This is a genomic window from Nonomuraea sp. NPDC001699 (genome assembly GCF_053596455.1).
The window spans coordinates 353,662-369,018 of the sequence record NZ_JBSFGF010000007.1; the positions used below are offsets into that span (position 1 = coordinate 353,662).

Below are 15,357 nucleotides of genomic sequence, written 5' to 3' on the forward strand. Positions count from 1 at the left end.
GCGCGGAATCGAGGAAACGATGCGGCTGCTGCTGTTCCTGGCCTTGCTGGGCGTCCCGGTGCTGGAGGTCTGGCTGCTGATCCAGGTCGGATCGATGATCGGCGGCTGGCCGACCGTGGGCCTGCTCGTCGCCGGTACCCTGCTGGGCGCCTGGCTGGTGCGCCGCGAGGGCCGCCGGGCCTGGCGGCGGCTGCAGGCGGCCCTGTCGGAGGGCCGGGTGCCCGAGCGCGAGCTGGCCGACGGCGGCCTGGTGCTGGCCGGCGGCGTGCTGCTGATGATTCCGGGCTTCTTCACCGACCTCGTCGGCTTCGTCTTCGTGCTGCCGTTCACCCGGCCACTGATGCGGCGGCTGTCGTCGTGGTTCTTCGACCGGCGGGTCAAGCGGATGGCGGCGGCCTCGCCGTACGCGAACCTGTTCCCGTCGTCGCCCGGCGTGGACCGGGCTCCGCAGGGCGGCAGGGTCGTGCACGGCGAGGTCATCCGCGACGACCAGGACGCCTGACCCTGCGCTACCAGCGCCGGTAGACCTCCTCGGCCCAGCCGTACAGGCCGTCGACCGTCACGCTCTCGCCGTCGTCGGCGACGACCGTGCCGCGGTAGTGGCCGAACGCCTGGGCCTCCTGGCTGCGCATGTAGAACGCGCGCCGCACGTCGGCCTCGCGCACGTGCTCGGGCACGAACTCCAGGTCGACGCGGTCGCCGACGATGTGCCAGGGCGCGCGCCAGTCGGAGGTGTCGTACCGCCAGACCAGCTCCTCGCTGATCTTGTGCAGGCGGCCGTCGAGGATGAGGCCGTTCTCCACGCTGCCGGTGCCGTCGGTCCACTTGCCGCCGATCTGCAGGGCGACGTCGCGGCCGCCGGGCCGTCCGGCGGCGGCACCCCAGTTCCAGCGGATGTCGCCGGGCCAGCGCCCGCGCCCGAGGTCGAGCGTGGCGAGGGCGTCGGCGGGGTCGAACTCGTGGGTCACCCCGTTGACGCGGACGGTGCCCTCGGCGGGCCGGCCGACGTCCTTGACCGTGTACTGGAAGCGGCGACGGCTCCAGGGCACCACGACCGACAGGCTCTCGCGGCCCGGAACCCGCCGCACGAGCACGTCGGCGGTGATCTCGGCGGACTTCAGCCGCAGCCGGGTGCCGTCGGCGGTCTCGTCGACGCTGATGCGCACCGGCCCGGCGCCGATGCGCACGCTGCCCTCGCCGCCGCGCTCGGAGAAGGACACGCCCCTGGCCGGGACGAGCAGCCCCCGGCTGGAGACCTGCTCGCCGGTGCGCCGGTCGAGGAAGAACGCCGACTCGCCGGCCAGGTAGTCGAGGCTGCTGGCGCTGAAGGCGAACACGTGCCCGGGGCTGGTGACGCACCAGTAGTCCCAGCGCATGGTGCGGCCCCAGCCGCGGATGTTGGCGCGGTGGAGCGGGGTGCGGCTCCAGCCGACCGCGGCCGGGTTGAGCCGGCCGTCGGGCAGGCACAGGTCGACCCGGCGGGTGATCTCGCGCTCGGCGACCGCGCGCGGGCTCGTCTTCATCGTGCTCTCCGTCATCGTCCCAGCCCCACGCTGAGGTACTTGTACTCCAGGTAGTCGGCCACCCCGTGGTGGCCGCCCTCGCGTCCGTAGCCGCTGCTCTTGATGCCGCCGAAGGGCGCCTGCGGCGGCGCCAGCGGGCCGCCGTTCACGGTGACCATGCCGAACTGCAGCTCCTCGGCCACCCGCAGGGTCCTGGTCAGGTCGTTGGTCCATACGTACGCGGTCAGCCCGTACGGGGTGGCGTTGGCGCGTTCGACGACCTTGTCGCAGTCGTCGAACTCCAGCACCGGCGCGACCGGCCCGAACGTCTCCTCGCGGCAGACCAGCATGTCCTCGCTCACCCCGCCCAGCACGGTCGCCGGGTAGTAGGTGCCCGCCCCCTCGGGACGGCTCCCGCCGGTCAGGACGGCCGCGCCGCGGGCGACGGCGTCCTCGACGTGCCTGGCGACCTTGGCCACGGCCGCCTCGTCGATGAGCGGGCCCAGCTCGGCCGCCCGCGCCTGGCGTACCAGCTCGGCGGTGAAGTCGGCGGCCAGCGAGGAGTGGACGAAGATGCGGTTGGGCGAGGTGCAGGCCTGCCCGGCGTTGAGGAACTTGCTGCGGGCCACCGCGCGGGCGGCGGCGACCGGGTCGGCGTCGGGGAAGACCAGCACGGGCGCGTGCCCGCCCAGCTCGACGCTGAGCCGCTTGACGTCGTGGGCGCTCTGCCTGATCAGCTCGCGGCCGACCTCGGTGGAGCCGGTGAAGGACACCTTGCGCACCCGCGGGTCGCCCATCACGGCCTGGCCGAACCCGGCCGGGCGGGACGTGGTGACCAGGTTGAACACGCCCGGCGGCAGCCCGGCCGCGACGAACGCCTCGGCCACCGCGATCGCGGAGAGCGGCGTCTGCTCGGCCGGCTTGAGCACGACCGTGCACCCGGCGGCCAGCGCCGGGCCGAGCTTGCGGGTGATCATCGAGACCGGGAAGTTCCACGGGGTGATGCCGGCCACCACGCCGACCGGCTCGGGCAGCAGCCAGATGCGGTTGCCCTCGTGCGCGCCGGGCACGGTCTCGCCGTACAGACGGCGGGTCTCCTCGGCGGCCCACAGCAGGTGGTCGGCGCCCGAGAGCACCTCGCCGGTCGCCTCGGCGAGCGGCTTGCCCTGCTCGGCCGTCATGATCGCGGCGATCTGATCGGCCCGCTCGGTCAGCTCGCGCGCGGCGGCCCGCATGAGGTCGGCGCGCTCGTGCGCGGGCATGGCCCGCCACCCGGGCAGCGCGGCCGCGGCGGCGTCGATCGCCTGCGTGGCCAGCTCGGGACCGCAGTCGGCGACCTGCGCCAGCGGCTCGCCGGTGGCGGGCGAGCGGACGGTGAAGGTCTGGTCGGCCTCCTGCCATGCGGCTCCGACGAGAGCCTTGCGGATGTCAGCCATGTGTCTCCTGGATTCCTTCGATGAGCGCCTTCATGGCGGCCATCTCATGTGCGTGCTGCAGCTTGCCCGCCAGCGGGATGTCGCCCGCCACCAGGGCGTTCCTGATGGCGATGTGCTCGGCGTGCGACTTGGGCAGCCGCCAGGGCACCAGGCGGAAGCCGCGCTGGGCGGTCTCCGTACGGGACCACAGGCTCTGCAGCATGCGGTGGGTGAGCTTGCTGTGCTCGGTGTCGCACAGCAGGGAGTGGAAGCGCCGGTTGAGGCGGGCGAAGGCGGCGACGTCCTCGCGGGCGACGGCGGTCTCGCACTCGGCGAGCACCGCGTCGACCTCGGCCAGCCGCGCGCCCTCCAGCGGCACGCCGCCCAGCTCCAGCGCCAGCGCGGTGAGCGCGGCCCGGACGCTGTAGAGCTCGCGCACGTTGGCCACCGTGAGCTCGGCGACCACGGCGCCGACGTGCGGCCGCTCGACCAGCCAGTCCTCCGAGCACAGCTGCTTGATCGCCTCGCGCACGGGCGTCTCGCTGATGCCCACGGCCTCGGCCACCACCCGGGTGGTGATCTTCGTGCCGGGAGGCGCCTCGCCGCTCATGATCAGATGTTTGATGTGCTCCGCCGCCAGATCCGCCTTGGTGCGGAAGGGGGAACGCGATTCGGCCATGGTTGAGGAGCCCTTCAGACCCGCTGGACGGTGAGCGGCTCGATCGCCGCGTGGTCCAGCTCTACACCGATTCCGGGCCCCGTCGGAACGGCGACGAGACCGCGGGAGTCGGGCAGCAGCGGTTCGGTCAGCATGGCGTGGAACACCTCCGGGACGATCACCGGCGGATCGTAGGGGTACTCCAGCCAGTCGCAGTTCGGCAGGGAGGCGCAAAGTTGCAGGTTGCCCGCCACGCCCAGCCCGGTGGCCCAGGCGTGCGGGATGACCTTGCGCTGCCGGGCGGCGGCCATGGCGCCGAAGTCGCGCAGTGCGCCGATCTCCTCGCTCTCGTTCGCGTCGGGCTGAAAGATGTCGAAGCAACCATCCTCCAGCATGCGCACGAGCTGGCCGATGCCCCGGTTGTGCTCGCAGCCCGCGATCGGGATCGGCGAGGCCGCCGTCAGCTCGCACAGGGCGCGGTAGTCGTGCCGGGGCAGCGGCTCCTCCAGCCACGCCACACCGAGTCCAGCCAGTTCCCTGGCCGTGGTGAGGGCGCGCTCGAAGTCCCAGATGAGACGGGTGCCGTCGGGGGCGTAGCGCCACCGGGCGGCCGCCTGGTTGGCGTCCACCATGATCGCGACGTCGGGGCCGACCGCCTCGCGCACGGCGGCGACCTGCCGCACGTCCTCGGCGACGGTGGCCGCGTGCACCCTCAGCTTGATCCCCTGAAAGCCCCGCTCGACGGCGGCCAGGGCGTCCTCGGCCCGCTGGGCCGGGTCGCGGAGCTCGCCGAAGCTCGCGTACGCGCGGACAGCTCCCGAGTGTCCGCCCCAGAGCTTGTACAGCGGCTGCCCGCAGGCCTTGCCGACGGCGTCCCACACGGCGACGCCGACGACCCACGGCCGGGGGAAGACGTACTCGGCCACGTACCGCAGCCGGTTGGCGACGTGCGTGGTGTCGAAGGCGTCCAGGCCGACGAGCTGCGGGCGGATCCAGCCGTGGATCGCCTCCAGCAGCATCGGCCCGGTGCCGTGCCCCATGTCGCCGCCGGACACGCCGACGATGCCCTCGTCGGTCTCGACCTCGACGATGACCGCCGACATCGCCCGGTGCGCGCCCTCCGGGGCCCACGACGGCACGAACGGCCTGGGGTAGGGCAGTTCGATGACCCGCGCGCGGACGTCTGTGATCCTCATCGGCTCCTCACCCCTTGGTCGCGCCGTCCGCGAGACCCTTGATCAGGTACTTCTGCACCAGCAGCGCGAAGACCACCACGGGCAGCACGGTCAGCACGCCGACCGCGGCCAGCGGCCCCCACATCCCGCCCTTCTCGGTGTCGGCCGCGATCCCGGCGATGGCGACGGGGATGGTGACCGCCCGGTCGTTGGTGAGGATCAGCGCGAACAGCAGCTCCTCCCAGGCCAGGATGATGCAGAAGATCAACGTCGAGACCAGCCCGGTCAGGCTCGTCGGCACGATGATGCGGAAGAACGCGCCGAAGCGCGAGCAGCCGTCGATCATCGCCGCCTCCTCCAGCTCCTTGGGCAGCCCGCGGAAGAAGGCCCGCATCAGCCACACCACGTACGGCACCAGGAAGGTCACGTACGCCAGGATCACGGTGATGTACTGGTCGGTCAGCCCGAGCTTCCTGGCCACCAGGAACAGCGGCACCACCAGCGCGATCGGCGGCACCGCGCGGGAGGCCAGGATGAGGCCGCCCACCACGCCCGCGCCGCGCATCCGCAGCCGCGACAGCGCGTACCCGGCCATCGAGCCGGCGACCATGGAGATGGCCGAGGCGCCCGCCGCCACGATGACCGTGTTGATCATTCGGGGCAGGATGCGCGCCTGCTGGAAGTAGCTGACGTAGTTGTCGAGGGTGAACTCGCTCAGCCACCGCGGCGGCACCGTGAAGATGTCCCTGGGCAGCTTGAAGGAGATCGAGACCATGTAGAGCACGGGGAACAGGAAGGCCAGCGTCACCAGGACGGCCCCGGTGACGGCCGCGTACCGTCTCACCATCGGTTCTCCAGACGCCGGGTCACGCGGAACAGGACAAAGGTGATCAGCATGGTCAGGACCAGCACGATCGTCGCCATCGAGGAGGCCGAGCCGAACTCCAGGCTCCGGAACCCCTTCTCGTAGATGTAGAGGTTGATGACGTTGGTCGAGTTGCCCGGCCCGCCCCTGGTGGCCGCCAGCGCGATGTCGAACATCTTGACCGCGCCCAGCCAGCGCACCACGAACGCGGCGGCCATCACCGGCACCAGCAGCGGCAGCGTGATGCGCCGCAGGATCGCCCAGCGGCCGGCGCCGTCGGACCTGGCGGCCTCGTACACGTCGCCGGGCAGGGCCATGATCCCGGCCGAGGCGATGAGCACCACGAACGGCGTCCACCGCCAGGTGTCGATGACGATCAGGCTGACCATGGCCAGCGTCGGGTCGCCGATCCACTCCACCGGCCCGACGCCGACCAGGCCGAGGGTGTAGTTGACCACGCCCCACAGCGGGTCGAGCAACATCCGCCACACGCCGCCGGCGACCACCGGGGCCACCACCATCGGGATGAGGAACAGGGCGCGCAGCACGCCCCGCCCCCGCCAGGCGACGTTGAGCAGGAACGCGATGGCGAACCCGAGCACCATCTGCAGCGGCAGCGCGATCACCAGGTAGACCCCGGTGACCTTGAGCGAGTCCAGGAAGCCCGGATCGTGCAGCACGGCCTCGTAGTTGCGCCAGCCGACCCATCCGGACGGCTGGAAGGAGGCCAGGTCGAAGTCGGACACGCTGACCCAGGCCGTGTACAGGACCGGGTAGAGCAGCATGCCCGCCAGCAGGAGCAGGGCGGGGGCGAGGAAGAGCCAGGCCGTGCCCGGCTCTCCCAGTCGGGCACGCCTCACTGGTTGTAGCCCTTGGACTTCAGCAGGTCGGTGACCTCCTTGGCGGCCTGGTCGATCGCCTGCTGCGCGGTGGCCTGACCGGACATGGCCCGGCTGGTCTGCAGCGCCAGGATCTGCTGCACGGCGTCGGACTCGGGCAGCCTGGGCCGCCACATCTCACCCTTGGAGACGACGTCGTAGCCGTCCTTGAGCGCCTTGTAGACCGGGCCGGCCCACTCCGCCGGCGGCGTGCCGTCGAGGCTGGAGTTGCGGGCGGGGAAGGTGCCGAACGCCTTGCCGGTGAACTGCTCGCCCTCCTTGGAGGTCACCCACTGCAGCCACGTCCAGGCGGCGGCCGGGTGCGTGGACTTCTTGGAGATGCCCGCCGTCCAGATGCCGCGGTGGGCGCCGGGGGCGGCCGACCCGGCGGGCAGGGTGGTGATGCCCACCTGCTCGGGGGTCAGGGTGGTGGTCTCCTTGTCCACGGCGGTGCCCTTGAAGACGCTGCCCCACATGAACATGGTGGCCGTCTTGCCCTGCCGGAAGGCCTCCAGCGGCTCGTTGAACTGGTACGTGCTGGCGCCGGGCGGCGCGTACTTGAGCAGGTCCACCTGCGTCTGCAGGGCCTTGACGCCGGCGGGGGTGCCGAAGGCGACCTTCGTCCCGTCGAGGATCTTGCCGCCGTCGGAGTTGAGCACGGTCTGCCACACCGTGGGGGTGAGCGGGTCCTTGGTGAAGTACGTGCCCACGGCCCAGGAGTCGGTCTTGCCGTCGCCGTCGGTGTCCTGGACGAGCTTGGGGGCGTCCTTGAAGTACTGCTCCCAGGTCGTCTGCGCGGTCGGCTCGGCCACCCCGGCCTTCTTGTACAGCGCCTTGTTGTAGAACATCAGCAGCAGGTTCGAGCGCACGGGCACGGCGTACTGCTTGCCCTCCCACTCCCCGGCGGCCAGCGGCGAGGCGTTGAAGTCGGCCCAGTCGTAGCCGGGATCGTTCCACTTGGCCAGCTCGGGGCCCTTGAGGTCGTACAGGGCGCCGGTCTTGGCGAGCTGCGGCAGCCAGGGGTCGTCGGCGAGCACCACGTCGTAGGTGGCGGTGGTGCCGGTCAGCTCCAGCATCGTCTTGGGGAGCTGGTCGTTGTAGGGCGCGCCGTCGACGGTGACCTTGATGTTGGGGTACTTCTTGGTGAACTCCGGCACGAGCTTGTCCTGCCACTGCTTGGCGAACGCGTCGTTGGCGATCACGCGGATCGACACCGGGGCCTGCGCCGTGCCGAGGCCGCCGCCGTCGGCCGCGACCTCCTCCGACGGCGAGCCGCAGGCGGCGACGCTGAGCGCGAGCACGGCCGCGGCCGTGACGAGCCGGGTGTTGTTCAACACTTGTGTCCTCCCGGAGGGGAATGGGGGATTTCAGGCGGAGGGGGCGACGGCGAGCTTGACGACGTCCCGGCCGTCCAGCGGGTGGCCCGAGCCCAGGGCTTCGAGCGCCTCGCGGACCCGGCCGAGCGGCACGCGGTGGCTGACCACGCGCTCGAAGGGGCTGCCGCCGCGTTCCAGGATCGTCAGCGCCTGGTGGTAGCGGCGCTGCATGTCGGGGCCGGCGCCGTAGACGCCGGCGATCGTGAGGTCCCGCTTCAGCAGGTCGCTGTACGGGTTGAAGGGGACGGCGCCGCGGTCGGTGAAGTTGCCCAGCTCGGCCAGTACGCCGCCGTCGGCGACCAGACCGAGCGCCTCGGTGAACGCCTCGGGCGAGCCCGCCGTGCCGATGACGGCGTCGGCGCCCTCGCGTCCCAGCGCGTCGAAGACCGCCCGGCGGCGCGCGGCGGGTTCCTCGCCGAGGCCGACGACGGCGTCCGCGCCGAGCAGCGCGGCCAGTTCCAGGCGGGCGCCGGGCGCGCCGACGGCGACCACCCTGGCCGCCCCGGCGGCGCGGGCGGCGACCACGGCCATCAGGCCGATCGCGCCGACGCCCTGGACCACGACGGTGGAGCCGATCCGGATCGCGGAACGTTCCACGCCGTGCAGGGCCACCGACAGCGGCTCCTGCAGCACGGCGACCTCGGCGGGCAGGTCGGTCCGGTAGAACACCGTTCCCGCGTTGGAGGCGTACAGGTGGGTGGCGAAACCGCCGGTCAGGTACGGCGGCCGGTCGGCGGGGGAGGCGAACCCGTAGGACGGCCGCCGGTCCGGGCAGTTCCCCGGCCTGCGGCGTACCTGGCACTCGAAGCACCGGCCGCAGCTCAGCGACGGGAAGACGCCGACCCGGTCGCCGACGGTCACCGGCCGGCCGGCGTGGTCGGTCCCGACGCCGTCGCCGAGCGCCGCCAGCCGGCCGACGATCTCGTGCCCGAGCAGCGCGGGGAACCGCACGCTGGCCAGCCGTCCCCGGTAGATGTGGGCGTCCGTGCCGCACATGCCGCACAGCTCCACCTCCAGGACGAACTGCCCCGGGCCGGGTTCCGGCAGGGCGTACTCGCGCACCTCCACCGCTCCCGCGACGTCGGTGACGATCGCCGCGCGTGCCGTCGCGTCCATGCACCGCCTCCTGCATTCTGCTTTCTATAGAATGTGGAAGACGGTAGTTCGTCCGGTTTTGAACGGTCAATCCTTGTTACCGGAATGTTTCTGAGGCCACGTCCACGAAGTAGGCCCGCAGCAGCGTGCGTCCCTGCTCGATCATGGCCGGATCGCCCTGCTGCGTCGCCGAGAACGTCAGGTACAGCACCGCCGCCGTGCACTGGATGGCCAGCCGCATCACCCGGTACGGATCGGGCAGCGGCGGCAGCCCCGCCTCCTCCAGCGCGAACTGGTAGAGCCGCTCGGCGAGCACGTCCCCGCTCTCCTGCACGCTCCCGGCGGGCAGGAACGACGCGCCGCCCGGCCGGGTGTCGGCGAAGTCGACCACGGTGAAGCCCGGCACGCTCCTGCGCATCGCCACCGTCTCGGCCAGCACCAGCTCGGCCGCCCGCGGCCAGGTCAGCGGCGGCTCCTCGGCGACCCGGGCGCGCAGCCGGGCCAGCAGGACCTCCAGGTTGCGCAGCGCCAGCTCGCGCAGCATGCCGGGCTTGCCGTCGAAGAACTGGTAGATGGTGCCGGCGGGCACCTTGGCGCTCCTGGCGACGTCGGAGATCGTGAGGGCGTCCAGGCCGACCTCGTCCAGCAGGCGGGCGCAGGCGTCGAGGATGCGTTCGACCCTGTCGATGCTGCGCCTTTGGACCGGCCGCCGCCGGATGCCCGGGTTCTCCACGGACAAGTCTTAACATAACGGCCTGTCATGTTCTAACGTGACATCCTCTCACGTTCCCCCCGGAGGACATGCATGGCCGAAATGCGCCTCGCGCCTGAGAAACGGGTCACCGCAGGCTGGATGTCCCTGCTGGCACTGGCCCAAATGGGGGTCATCATGGCGATGACCGTCGGAAACCAGATCCTGCTCCCCTCCCACGTGGCGCGCATCGACCCCCAGCACAAGGAGGCGTCCCTGGCGGTGGTGTTCGCCGTCGCCGCCGTGTGCACGATCGTGGCCAACCCGCTGTTCGGCGCCCTGTCCGACCGCACCCGCTCCCGGATGGGCCGGCGCCGCCCCTGGGTCGCGGGCGGCGCGCTGGTCTGCGCCGCGTCCCTGGTCTTCCTGTCCCGCCAGGACTCGCTGGCCGGGCTGGTCGTCGGCTGGGCGGTCGCCCAGCTCGCCTTCACCGCCGCGCTCGCCACCGCCATCGCCACCGTGCCCGACCTGGTGCCGATCCAGCAGCGGGGCAAGGCCTCGGCGCTGGCCGGCGTGGGCCAGCTCGCCGGGCCGCTGCTCGGCGGGGTCGTCGTCACCGTCGTGGCGACCGGCTCGCAGGCCGGGTTCGTGGCCATGGCGATCCTGATCCTGCTGCTGGTGCTGCCGTTCAGCCTGTTCACCAGGGAGCCCGTCACCGCGCCGGCCGACCTGCCCCCCTTCGACCTGCGCTCACTCCTGCGCGGCTTCCGCATCAGCCCGCGCAGGCATCCCGACTTCGCCTGGGCCTGGCTGAGCCGCTTCCTGATCACGCTGACCCTCGCCATGGCCATCGGCTACCTGCAGTACTACCTGCGCGACGGCGTCGGCTACGAGGCGCTCTTCCCCGGCTCCACCGTCGAGCAGGGCGTCGTGGTGCTGGTGGCGGTCTTCACGCTGAGCAGCGTCGTGCCCACGCTGCTGGCGGGCTGGCTGTCGGACCGGTCAGGCAACCGCCGGCCGGCCGTCTTCATCGGCGGCCTCACGATGGCCGCCTCCGGGCTCGTGCTGGCGTTCCTGACGAGCTGGCCCGCCGCGCTGGCCGCCAGCGTCCTGCTCGGCGCGGGCTACGGCATGTTCGCCGCCGTGGACCAGGCCATGGTCACCCAGCTCCTGCCCGCCGACGCCGACCGCGGCAAGGACCTGGGCATCGTCAGCCTGGCCAACTCCGCCTCCAGCACCCTCGGGCCGGTGATCGCCGCGCCCCTCGTCACCTCCGCGGGCGGCTACCCGCTCATGTACGCCGTCGCGGCGGCCTTCGCCGCGCTCGGCGCCTGCCTCATCTGGAGAATCCGCAGTGTCCGATAAATCCGCAGCAACCGACAACGCAGCATCCGACAGAGCCGTGTCCGCCGCCTTCGACGGCGACGCCTGGTGGCGCGACGCCGTCGTCTACCAGATCTACCCCCGCAGCTTCGCCGACGCCGACGGCGACGGCCAGGGCGACCTGCCCGGCGCGCTGGCCCGCCTGGACCACCTGGCCGACCTGGGCGTGGACGCCGTCTGGCTGAGCCCGTTCTACCCCTCGCCGCTGGCCGACGGCGGCTACGACGTCGCCGACTACACCGACGTGGACCCCCGCTACGGCACCCTGGCCGACTTCGACGCCTACGTCGCCGCCGCCACGGCCAGGAACATCAAGGTCGTCATCGACATCGTGCCCAACCACTGCTCCTCGGCCCACCCGCGTTTCCAGCAGGCGCTGGCGGCCGGCCCCGGCAGCCCCGAACGCGAGTGGTTCGTCTTCCGCGACGAGCCCAACAACTGGCAGTCCATGTTCGGCGGCCCCGCCTGGACCCAGGCGCCCGACGGCCAGTGGTACCTGCACCTGTTCGACTCCGCCCAGCCCGACTGGAACTGGCGGCACCCCGGCGTGACCGCCATGTTCGAGAACGTGCTGCGGTTCTGGCTGGACCGCGGCGTGTCCGGCTTCCGCATCGACGTGGCCGCCATGCTGTTCAAGCAGGACGGCCTGCCGGACGTCGTCCCCGGCAGCCAGGGCGCCCCGCTGGCGCCCGGACAGTCGGCGGTGCCGTACGAGCACCAGCCCGAGCTGCTGGAGCTGTACCGGTCCTGGCGCAAGATCCTGGCCTCCTACCCTGGCCCGCGCGGCACGGTGGCCGAGATCTGGTTCGGCGACCCCGCCCAGGCCCGGCCCTACCTCACCGGCGACGGCCTGGCCCAGCTGTTCAACTTCCGGCTGATGCCCCTGCCGTGGTCGGCCGGCGAGTTCCGCGCGGTCATCGAGGAGTCCCACCTGCTGGCCCGCGAGACGGGCGGCTCGATCCCCTGGGTGCTGGGCAACCACGACGTGCCGCGCATGGCGACCAGGTTCGGCATCGACCAGGAGCTGGTCCGCGCCCCCACCGCCGACGTGCTGCTCGGCAGGATCGCCGTCGACCGCGAGCTCGGCCTCAGGCGCGCCCGCGCCGCCGCGCTGCTGCTGCTCGCCCTGCCCGGCGGCGCCTACCTCTACCAGGGCGACGAGCTGGGCCTGCCCGAGTACCTGGACATCCCGGACGAGGCACGGCAGGACCCGATGTTCGAGCGCACCGGCCGTGCCTTCATCGGCCGGGACGGCTGCCGCGTGCCGCTGCCCTGGTCGGGCACGTCCGCGCCGTACGGGTTCGGCACGGGCGGCACCTGGCTGCCCCAGCCGGCCGACTGGGCCCCCCTCACCGTCGCCGCCCAGCGGGACGACCCCGCCTCCACGCTCGCCCTCTACCGCGGCGCGATCGCCCTGCGCCGCGAGCACCCCGCGCTCGGCGACGGCGACCTGACCTGGCTCGACGCCCCGCCCGGCGTGCTGGCCCTCACCCGCGAGCCCGGCTTCACCCTCATGGTCAACTTCGGCCCCGGCGCGGTGCCGCTGCCCCCGCACCACGACGTCCTGCTGGCCAGCGGCCCCCTGGACGGCGGCACGCTGCCCGCCGACACGGCAGTGTGGCTCTCGTGACCGCCGACCCGATCCCGCTGCCGGAGTACCCGCGCCCCCAGCTCGTCCGTGACAGCTACGTCAACCTCAACGGCCGCTGGCGGTACGCGATCAACGACGGCTCGCGGCCGGAGACCCACGACGGCGACATCCTCGTGCCGTACTCGCCGGAGGCGCCGCTGTCGGGGGTGGGCCGGCAGCTGCAGCCGGGGGAGACGCTGTGGTACCGCCGCTCGTTCGAGGCGCCTCCCGGGCCCGCCGACGGCCGGGTGATCCTGCACTTCGGCGCGGTGGACCAGACCTGCCGGGTGTGGGTCAACGACGTCGAGGTCGGCGGCCACAGCGGCGGCTACCTGCCGTTCTCCTTCGACGTCACCGACGCCCTGACCGAGGGCGCCAACACCCTCGACGTGGCCGTGCGGGACGACACCGACACCGGGTGGCACTCGCGTGGCAAGCAGCGGCTGCGCCGCGGCGGCATCTGGTACACCGCCCAGTCGGGCATCTGGCAGACGGTCTGGGCCGAGCGCGTGCCCGCCCTGCACGTGGAACGGCTCACGCTGACGCCCGTGCTCGCCGAGGAGTGCGTCGAGGTGACCGTGCACGCCGCGAGCGGCGAGGCCGAGGTGGAGATCCTCGCCGGCGGGCAGGTGGCGGCGCGCGCCACCGTCCCGGCCGGGCGGCCGGTGCGCGTCCCGCTGCCCGGCGCCCGACCGTGGAGCCCCGAGGACCCCTTCCTGTACGACGTGACCGTCTCGCTCGGCGACGACCGCGTCCGCGGCTACGTCGGCATGCGCTCCTTCTCCGTCGGCCCCGACGCCGAGGGCGTGCCCAGGCTGCTGCTGAACGGCCGGCCGTACTTCCACGCCGGCATCCTCGACCAGGGCTACTGGCCGGACGGCCTGTACACGCCGCCCTCGGACGAGGCCATGGTCGACGACATCGTCATGATGAAACGGCTCGGCTTCACCATGCTGCGCAAGCACATCAAGATCGAGCCGCTGCGCTGGTACCACCACTGCGACCGGCTCGGCATGCTCGTCTGGCAGGACCTGGTCAACGGCGGCGAGACCTACCGGCCGCTGGTCATCACCACCCCGGCGCTGCTGCCGCTGCGCCTGGACGACCGCCGCCACCACCGCTTCGGCCGGGCCGACGCCGAAGGTCGGGCCGCGTTCGAGGCCGAGCTGCGCGAGACCGTCGAGCACCTGCGCAACGTGGTGAGCCTGGCGGTCTGGGTGCCGTTCAACGAGGGCTGGGGCCAGTTCGACGCCGCCCGGATCGCCGCCGAGCTGGCCCGCCTCGACCCCACCCGCACGATCGACCACGCCAGCGGCTGGCACGACCAGCGCGCGGGCGACCTGCTCAGCCTGCACGTGTACTTCCGCCGCTTCCGCCCGCCCCGCCCGGACGGCCGCGTCCTGGTGCTGTCGGAGTACGGTGGCTACAGCCTGCCCGTCGAGGGGCACACCTGGGGCGAGAAGGAGTTCGGCTACCGGCGTCACCGCACGGCCGAGGAGCTGGGCGCGGCGTTCGTCCGGCTGCACGAGGAGCAGATCGTCCCGGCCATCGCCAAGGGCCTGAGCGCCACCGTCTACACCCAGCTCTCCGACGTCGAGGACGAGCTGAACGGCCTGCTCACCTACGACAGGGCCGAGCTCAAGCTGCCCGCCGACCTCGTCCGCTCCGTCACCAGGAGGCTCGCCTTCCATGACCACCCATGAACGGGAGATCACCGCTCCGACCGACCTGTGCCTGCCCGGCGGGCGGCTGAACCCCGCCGCGGTCGGCTGGACCCGTACGCCGCTGCACCGGGCCGTCCTGCGCGGCTGGGGACGTCGTAAGCGCTGGGAGTACTGGGGCGTCGTCACCCCCTCCCACATCATCGGCCTGGTGGCCTCCTCGCTGGACTACGCCGGGGTGCACGGCCTCTACGTGCTCGACCGGGCCACCGGCGTGGAGTTCGCCAAGGACGTGGTGGTGCCGCTGGCCCGCGGCGCCGTCTTCCCCGACCGCAGCGGCGCCGGGACGGTGTCCGTGCGCGGGGCCGGGCTGGCGATCGACATCCGGCAGGACCCGGCAGGCACCGTGATCCGCGCCGCCGCCCCCGACGTGCGCCTCGACCTGGAGGTGCCGCTGCCGGAAGGGCACGAGTCGCTCGGCGTCGTGGTGCCCTGGGGGCCCGACCGGTTCCAGTACACGGTCAAGGACGTCGGCCGCCCGGCGCGCGGCCGGCTGCGGCTCGGGACGAAGGAGTTCGCCATCGACGACGCGGACTCCTTCGCCGTGCTCGACCACGGCCGGGGGAAGTGGCCGTACGCGGTCACCTGGAACTGGGCGGCCGGCAGCGGGCCCGGCAGGGCCGTCCAGCTCGGCGGCAAGTGGACCGACGGCACCGGCGTCACCGAGAACGCCCTGTTCACCGGCGGCCGGCTGCACAAGATCGGTGACGAGCTGGAGTGGACCTACGACCGCGGCGACTGGCTGCGCCCGTGGCGGATCACCGGCCCGCGGGTCGAAGTGGAGTTCCGGCCCTTCCACGAGAAGGTGGCCCGTACCCAGCTCGTCGTGGTGGGCAGCGAGACCCACCAGTGCTTCGGCCACTTCTCCGGCCGCGTCCAGGACGACGACGGCGTGTGGGTGGACCTCGACGGCCTGACCGGCTGGGCCGAGGAGGCCCGCAACCGCTGGTAGCCGTCGCGGGCACAGC

14 protein-coding genes are annotated in these 15,357 nt (G+C 72.5%); 5 read left to right on the forward strand and 9 right to left on the reverse strand.

Translation table 11 applies throughout. From position 1 onward, the window contains the following. Window positions 1-19: 19 nt before the first annotated feature. Entirely contained in the window at window positions 20-502 is a 483-nt protein-coding gene (locus ACWCSU_RS23390) for an FxsA family protein (protein ID WP_449937421.1), read from the forward strand. A gap of 7 nt (window positions 503-509) precedes the next feature. On the opposite strand, the gene ACWCSU_RS23395 is transcribed toward ACWCSU_RS23390, so the two are convergent. From ACWCSU_RS23395 to ACWCSU_RS23435, 9 genes are all read right to left on the reverse strand, one after another. Continuing rightward, the gene (locus tag ACWCSU_RS23395) at window positions 510-1,523 is read right to left on the reverse strand and encodes a DUF2804 domain-containing protein (RefSeq protein WP_364088441.1); all 1,014 of its coding nucleotides are present in this window, start codon (window positions 1,521-1,523) and stop codon (window positions 510-512) included. Window positions 1,524-1,534: 11 nt separating this feature from the next. After that, window positions 1,535-2,938: an NAD-dependent succinate-semialdehyde dehydrogenase gene (locus tag ACWCSU_RS23400; protein WP_364088446.1), complete on the reverse strand. Its 1,404-nt coding sequence runs from the start codon at window positions 2,936-2,938 to the stop codon at window positions 1,535-1,537. After that, window positions 2,931-3,596, reverse strand: coding sequence for a GntR family transcriptional regulator (locus tag ACWCSU_RS23405; protein WP_125637421.1), 666 nt, complete (start codon window positions 3,594-3,596; stop codon window positions 2,931-2,933). Before ACWCSU_RS23405 ends, ACWCSU_RS23400 begins: the two co-directional genes overlap by 8 nt. Before the next feature lie 14 nt (window positions 3,597-3,610). Then, window positions 3,611-4,771, reverse strand: coding sequence for a mandelate racemase/muconate lactonizing enzyme family protein (locus ACWCSU_RS23410; protein ID WP_357704928.1), 1,161 nt, complete (start codon window positions 4,769-4,771; stop codon window positions 3,611-3,613). A gap of 7 nt (window positions 4,772-4,778) precedes the next feature. Then, window positions 4,779-5,597 (reverse strand): carbohydrate ABC transporter permease, encoded by an 819-nt coding sequence (locus tag ACWCSU_RS23415; RefSeq protein ID WP_357704931.1) that lies wholly within the window; start codon window positions 5,595-5,597, stop codon window positions 4,779-4,781. Continuing rightward, the gene (locus ACWCSU_RS23420; protein WP_357704933.1) at window positions 5,591-6,475 is read right to left on the reverse strand and encodes a carbohydrate ABC transporter permease; all 885 of its coding nucleotides are present in this window, start codon (window positions 6,473-6,475) and stop codon (window positions 5,591-5,593) included. The genes ACWCSU_RS23415 and ACWCSU_RS23420 overlap by 7 nt, the downstream gene beginning before the upstream one ends. After that, window positions 6,472-7,830 (reverse strand): ABC transporter substrate-binding protein, encoded by a 1,359-nt coding sequence (locus ACWCSU_RS23425; protein ID WP_357704935.1) that lies wholly within the window; start codon window positions 7,828-7,830, stop codon window positions 6,472-6,474. The genes ACWCSU_RS23420 and ACWCSU_RS23425 overlap by 4 nt, the downstream gene beginning before the upstream one ends. 30 nt (window positions 7,831-7,860) lie before the next feature. Next, window positions 7,861-8,985, reverse strand: a complete 1,125-nt coding sequence (locus ACWCSU_RS23430; protein WP_449937427.1) for a zinc-binding dehydrogenase — start codon at window positions 8,983-8,985, stop codon at window positions 7,861-7,863. 76 nt (window positions 8,986-9,061) lie between these two features. Then, window positions 9,062-9,697: a TetR/AcrR family transcriptional regulator gene (locus ACWCSU_RS23435; RefSeq protein WP_364088803.1), complete on the reverse strand. Its 636-nt coding sequence runs from the start codon at window positions 9,695-9,697 to the stop codon at window positions 9,062-9,064. Between the two features lie 72 nt (window positions 9,698-9,769). Here ACWCSU_RS23435 and ACWCSU_RS23440 point away from each other — a divergent pair, with 72 nt between their 5' ends. Genes ACWCSU_RS23440 through ACWCSU_RS23455 form a run of 4 tightly spaced genes read left to right on the forward strand, consistent with a single transcriptional unit; the run spans window position 9,770 to window position 15,341 of the window. Continuing rightward, window positions 9,770-11,020: an MFS transporter gene (locus tag ACWCSU_RS23440; RefSeq protein WP_357709651.1), complete on the forward strand. Its 1,251-nt coding sequence runs from the start codon at window positions 9,770-9,772 to the stop codon at window positions 11,018-11,020. 37 nt (window positions 11,021-11,057) lie between these two features. Continuing rightward, on the forward strand, window positions 11,058-12,668 hold the full coding sequence (locus ACWCSU_RS23445; RefSeq protein WP_449937431.1) for a glycoside hydrolase family 13 protein: 1,611 nt from the start codon (window positions 11,058-11,060) through the stop codon (window positions 12,666-12,668). Continuing rightward, complete coding sequence (locus ACWCSU_RS23450; RefSeq protein WP_449937433.1) at window positions 12,665-14,371, forward strand: glycoside hydrolase family 2 protein; 1,707 nt, start codon at window positions 12,665-12,667, stop codon at window positions 14,369-14,371. Before ACWCSU_RS23445 ends, ACWCSU_RS23450 begins: the two co-directional genes overlap by 4 nt. Beyond that, window positions 14,358-15,341 carry a DUF2804 domain-containing protein gene (locus tag ACWCSU_RS23455; RefSeq protein WP_364088462.1) on the forward strand — a complete coding sequence of 328 codons (984 nt, stop codon included), beginning with the start codon at window positions 14,358-14,360 and terminating at the stop codon, window positions 15,339-15,341. Before ACWCSU_RS23450 ends, ACWCSU_RS23455 begins: the two co-directional genes overlap by 14 nt. The last annotated feature ends 16 nt before the right edge of the window (window positions 15,342-15,357 follow it).